Here is a 5,120-nt window from a genome sequence, read left to right as displayed (position 1 = left end):
TGAGAGTTCCTCCTTATTCTCTTTTATTATACATGAATTCCTTGAGAATAAGGTGTCAACTTTATTTATACAACATCATTCTTTGCCAGTCCAAGCATGATGATATTCAGCAGGTCAAGATTTCCCTTCCATTCATAGGAACCAATCAAATCTTCCTTTGTGAGATGCACATGGCTCATGCTGCTCTCGTCCATGTTCATACATACCCAGATGGAATATACACGCTTAATGTCATCGTAGCTGGAGTTCTCAAAATCACGTTCTTTTTGTGATGAAATCAGTCTGCTCACATAAAAGATTGCCCGGTTTAAGATTTCATATCCCGTCGGCTCGTCTTTCTGTGCTTCTACATTGATGATAATCTGTGACAATCCATCTTTCATGCGCACATAAAAAACGATATCAAATCTTACCAGACCTTCATTGATCTCTTCATTTTCTGTGTTGAAACCGACCAGTCTTTCACCATTTTTTTCGCTGGCTGCATTTGTGAGTCCAGGCTCTACCGGTACCGTACTGATATGTGGTGTTCCCTCGATGCAGTTGACCACATCCTTGGGATTCATGCCCTTAAACTCATCAACTGTTTTTACCAGTATATGTGCCAGTATGCTCTTCTGCCCTAACAGACGCTTTGCACTCGTATCATACTGTGCATCCTTGTCTGTTGCTTTCACTGCATTTTTTAATTCTGTATTCACTGGCCTTCCTCCTTTTTGTAACAGATATAGTCATCCCCAAAAAGGCATCTGACCACACCTATATTATAACTTACCCATTTCTTTTATACAATCAATTTTTACATTTGAAAAAGGAACATAAGAAAAACTCCAAACCTGTCATAGACTCGGAGTCTTGATTCCATCCATTCTTCACATTGTCTGCACCTGTACATGTTGTTCCTGCTCCTTATGCTCCAAAGCATCCTGCTCCGGTACATGGTCTATATTTTTCGCTGCTTCCTGCACTTTTGCCATATACCGGATTTTAATGCTGCTGTAATCAACCCCTGCCGGTTCCAGCACTTTTTTCTCTAACATGTTTAACATCGCTTCGGTGTCAAATTTTCCCTCAAAATAAAGTTCCTCATCCACCTTTAGCGGTACATCCATTTCTTCCGGTGAACTGCCAAGGATCGTCCTCCAGCGTCCGGCTACTTTTCCACACATTTCCATAAAACGCTCATGGATATCCGGCTGTTCATTACAGGCCTGCAAAATTCTTTGTGCCACCTTTCTCCATGTAGGTGTCTCTATCCATTCTCCCGGCGCGAACTGGACTGCCAGTGGTCTTTTCCCTTTCAGTTCTGCCGGGGATACTGTGATAAGGCTGCTTTCCCGGATCGTATCTCTCTTATCTGTATGCATCTCCCCACTCCGGTACATCTGGAGCAGTGCATCACATTTCGTGTTTACAAGCTGTAACATTTCCTCCCTCAGTTCTTCTATCAGTTGCTCATAATTCATACGCTTTTCTCCTCCTGTCGCACACTTACTTCATGTGCTTTTTCTATATCCACTTCCCTTTACTCATTTTCCGCTATATATCGCTCCTGCTGTTCTTTCCTATTTTTGTGCCAACAATAAAACGCCCGGATCATCGGGCATTTTATTCTTACCATAAACTGGCAGGAACAACGTTTCCTATTTGCTTGCTGCCATTCCTGCCGCAGTCTTACTCATATCGAATCTCCTGTTCCATGACAATGCCTGACTGGAACTGTATCAGCAGCTTCTCGCTGGATTCCACTTTGATGGTCGAGATCAGCCGTCTGACAAGGTCATTGTCGAACTCCGGTATCTGGCAGGTGCTTGTGCTTAAGTAATGGTCGATATCTTGGATTCTCTGTTCATAGCTGTCAGCCATCCATTTCTCGTTTCTGGCTGTTTTCTGTGCCTCTTTTAAGGCATTGATTTCCTCTGCTATGGTGCGATAGCGTTCATCAAACTCCGGTGTGTAGGAGCCAGTCTTTGCATTCTCTGCAATCAGTGCCACCATCTCTTCCTGCTTTTCTTTTATCTTTTCTTTTATCTTTTCTTCGTATTCCTCAGACTCTTTTGCGGTGCTGTAGTTCCCGATGACATGGATGATGTTCTGCCGGAAGTTTTCCATAAATTCCATATCATCACTCGTGATCCTGTGGATGGCTTCCATCACCGCCCTGTTTAATGCGTTCTCTTCGAGTGTCTCGGATTCCCCGCATTTCTTCACTCCGTTAGTCAATCGGTTGCTGCATCTCCAGACAACTTTCTTTTTCCCGTTTCTCGCCCAGGTGACTCTCCGGTACTCCTGCCCGCATTTTCCGCAGATCAGCATGCCGGTCAGTGCATAGGTGGAGGAATACCTGCTCCTCTGGTTCTTCTTCCGGGTGACAGCCGCCTTGCATAAGGATGCCCTGCGCATCATCTCTTCCTGTACCCTGTAGAACAGCTCCTTCGGTATGATCGCCTCATGGTCATCTTCCACATAATACTGCGGTACGAGTCCGGTGTTCTTGACTTTCTTTTTTGTCATGAAATCCACCGTGTAGGTTTTCTGCAGGAGTGCATCTCCCATGTATTTTTCATTGCGGAGCATTTTGTCTATTACCGTGGAATGCCATTTGTCCTGCCCTGTGGCGGTCTTGATGCCCTGCTCTTCCAGATGCTTTGCGATCTTCCCAGTACTGTAGCCCTCCAGATAAAGGCGGAAGATCAGCTTTACGATCTCTGCCTCTTCGGGTACGATGACCAGGTCCCCGTCCTCGTTTTTGGTGTATCCCATGAACTTTGTGCAATTTACGATGACCTTGCCTTTTTCAAATTTCCTCACGACTCCCCAGCGGATGTTCTCGCTGATGTTGCGGCTCTCCTCCTGTGCCAGACTGCTCAAGATGGTGATAAGGATTTCGCCGGTTCCCTCCAGTGTATTGATCCCCTCTTTCTCGAACACCACTGCCACGTTCTTTTCCTTCAGTTTTCGGATGGTCACCAGCGAGTCTACCGTGTTCCTCGCAAACCTGCTGACCGACTTTGTAAGGATCATGTCGATCTTTCCGGCAAGGGCATCCTGTATCATGGCATTAAAGTCTGCCCTCTTTTTGGTGTTTGTTCCACTCTTTCCGTCATCCGCATAAATGCCGGCATTTTTCCAGTTTTCGTTTTCGGATATCTTGCTGGTATAATTCTCCACCTGTGCCTCATAGCTGCTGTCCTGCTCTTCCAGTTCCGTACTGACACGGCAATAGGCAGCGACCTTCATTTTCTTCTCTGACAGTTTCACATTCCGGTCATACTGCACCTTGGCAGGTATCATGCTGATCTTTTTTGCTGTTTCTGCCATCTGCTCTCCCTCCTAATCCTTGTATCCGGCTGTGACACGGCTCCCATTGATAAGCTCCACTTCTGCCATATTTCCACCATGCACCCAAATGCGTGCGATTATTTTTCTATATAAATTTTCATCAAATGTTTCCAGTTTCTTTTTTCCTGCAAGGATGTTTTTGATCTCCTCTGTCCAGAACTCCCCATCCCTGACCTCCAGCGTCCGGTATCGTTCCTCTGCCCTTTCATAGAGCAGTTTCATCAGGTCTGTCTCTGTGCGTTCCTGCTCTTCTTTCATGTGCTGCAGGTTCCGCTCCAGAACCCGGTACTGAGGGCTGAGCTTTTCCTCCTGCCTTTGTACCCGGAGCAGGCCTTTGTTTCGTATCACTGCATTGATGGCTTCTACACACACCTGCTTTGCCTGCCCGTCTGTAATAAAACTGTTCCTGCAGTTTTTTGCTCTGCCAGTCACATAGTTCCTGCACTTCCACTTGGCAGTGCCGCCACGCTCTTTTTTGTGGTTCGGCTGGATATGGCTGCATACTGCCCCGCATTCTGCACACCAGATGACACCTCCGAAAAGGATTCTTTCATCCCTGCCGGGCCGGTGGTCTGCCCTTCCAAGCTCTGCCCTCACCTTTTCCCGTCTGCGCTGGACTCTCTCAAACAGTTCCTCTCCTATGAGCTGCGGATAGTATTCTGTGCCAAGGTAGCTTGGGTTTTCCAGTATCCTGCCGATGGATGCGTGGGTCCAGGACACTTTCCCTTTTGCATTGCATATGTTTCTCCCTTTCAGGTTCTGGGCGATCCTGCCTGCCGCCACCCCGCTGTCATAGTCTGTAAATATCTGTTCCACAATTTTTCTCTGCTCTTCACAGATGGTAATTTTTCCATCCACAACCTTATAGCCGATTGGCATGTGCCACTGCATCCTGTCCGCCTCCCCTCTCCGTCAGTTTCAGTCCGTTGTGCAGGCAGAAGGTGATGTCGTGTTCCTTGGAGACCACGATCTTCTCTGCTGTCATTTTAAACAGTTGCTCGTCAAACTCCTCCCTTAATCCGTCCTGTTCTGCAATCAGTTGGATAAGCTGTTCGGTCCGTACAATTTCTTTTGTCCTCCGCAGCTTTCTGGTCAAAAGTGTCTTTTTTCTTCTGCATTCCGTCAGCTGCCAGCCAAGCTTGCTACTGCTCTCCATAAAAAGAGCAGAGTCCATATATCCTTTCCTCATGACTTGATTTAGGATTTGGCTCTGCCCGCTTATATCTTTGATTTCCTTATCCAGTTGTCTGATTTCCTCACTATCCTGCCTTGCTGCCACAAGTTCCGTCAGCCCTTTTAACAGCGGCTCTAATATCGTTCCCTGATTGGTGTACAGCTTGTTCCACATGTCTGTAAAAGCCCGGTGCAGCACATCCTCCCGGATGGCTTTCATGCAGCAGCTCTCTTTATCCTCCACATGTCCGCTGCACGTCCAGATGATTTTTTCATATGGTTTCCCGATGTAGATTTTCTGCCGCCGGAAGGTTCTTCCGCACTCTCCGCAGATGATTCTGCCGGAAAACAGGTATCTTTTGGTGTAGTCACTCTTGTTCATGTGCAGTACATCCACCCGGTATGCCATCAGGTTGCGTACCGCTTCTGCCTCCTCATGTGTGACGATTGGCAGATGGCTGTCTTTGATGAGATACTGGTTTCTCTGTCCGTTGTTTACCCTGCGGACAAATGGGAACCTTGTTTTGTTGTGGTCAAGCTTTTTTGTAACACTTGTGGCTAAAAAAATAGTGCTTATCAATTTATGCTGCCGTCCTTGCTTCATA

The 5,120-nt window shown here is 46.7% G+C and carries 5 protein-coding genes; all 5 read right to left on the bottom strand.

The features are described from left to right. Positions 1 to 65: 65 nt before the first annotated feature. Positions 66 to 701, bottom strand: a complete 636-nt coding sequence (locus GPK83_RS06270; RefSeq protein ID WP_345941782.1) for a PD-(D/E)XK nuclease family transposase — start codon at positions 699 to 701, stop codon at positions 66 to 68. A 171-nt stretch (positions 702 to 872) separates the two neighbouring features. Further along, the gene (locus GPK83_RS06265) at positions 873 to 1,466 is read right to left on the bottom strand and encodes a hypothetical protein (RefSeq protein ID WP_215704301.1); all 594 of its coding nucleotides are present in this window, start codon (positions 1,464 to 1,466) and stop codon (positions 873 to 875) included. Between the two features lie 208 nt (positions 1,467 to 1,674). Further along, on the bottom strand, positions 1,675 to 3,321 hold the full coding sequence (locus GPK83_RS06260) for a recombinase family protein (RefSeq protein WP_215704300.1): 1,647 nt from the start codon (positions 3,319 to 3,321) through the stop codon (positions 1,675 to 1,677). Between the two features lie 12 nt (positions 3,322 to 3,333). Next, positions 3,334 to 4,233 carry a recombinase family protein gene (locus tag GPK83_RS06255; RefSeq protein ID WP_252196250.1) on the bottom strand — a complete coding sequence of 300 codons (900 nt, stop codon included), beginning with the start codon at positions 4,231 to 4,233 and terminating at the stop codon, positions 3,334 to 3,336. After that, the coding region (locus tag GPK83_RS06250) for a zinc ribbon domain-containing protein (protein WP_252196249.1) at positions 4,205 to 5,120 on the bottom strand (916 nt) is incomplete at its 5' end. The genes GPK83_RS06250 and GPK83_RS06255, both read right to left, overlap by 29 nt.

This window comes from Clostridium sp. MCC328, from assembly GCF_018785465.1.
GTDB classification, from domain to species: Bacteria; Bacillota; Clostridia; order Lachnospirales; family Lachnospiraceae; genus Pilosibacter; species Pilosibacter fragilis.
The sequence above is the reverse complement of the archived record's forward strand: the minus strand, read 5'-3'. Positions and strand labels throughout refer to the sequence as shown.

Excerpts from the sequence above, each read along its gene's own strand:
- GPK83_RS06260 (WP_215704300.1), bottom strand. The coding sequence starts at position 3,321 with ATGGCAGAAACAGCAAAAAAGATCAGCATGATACCTGCCAAGGTGCAG.
- GPK83_RS06265 (WP_215704301.1), bottom strand. The coding sequence starts at position 1,466 with ATGAATTATGAGCAACTGATAGAAGAACTGAGGGAGGAAATGTTACAG.
- GPK83_RS06255 (WP_252196250.1), bottom strand. The coding sequence starts at position 4,233 with ATGCAGTGGCACATGCCAATCGGCTATAAGGTTGTGGATGGAAAAATT.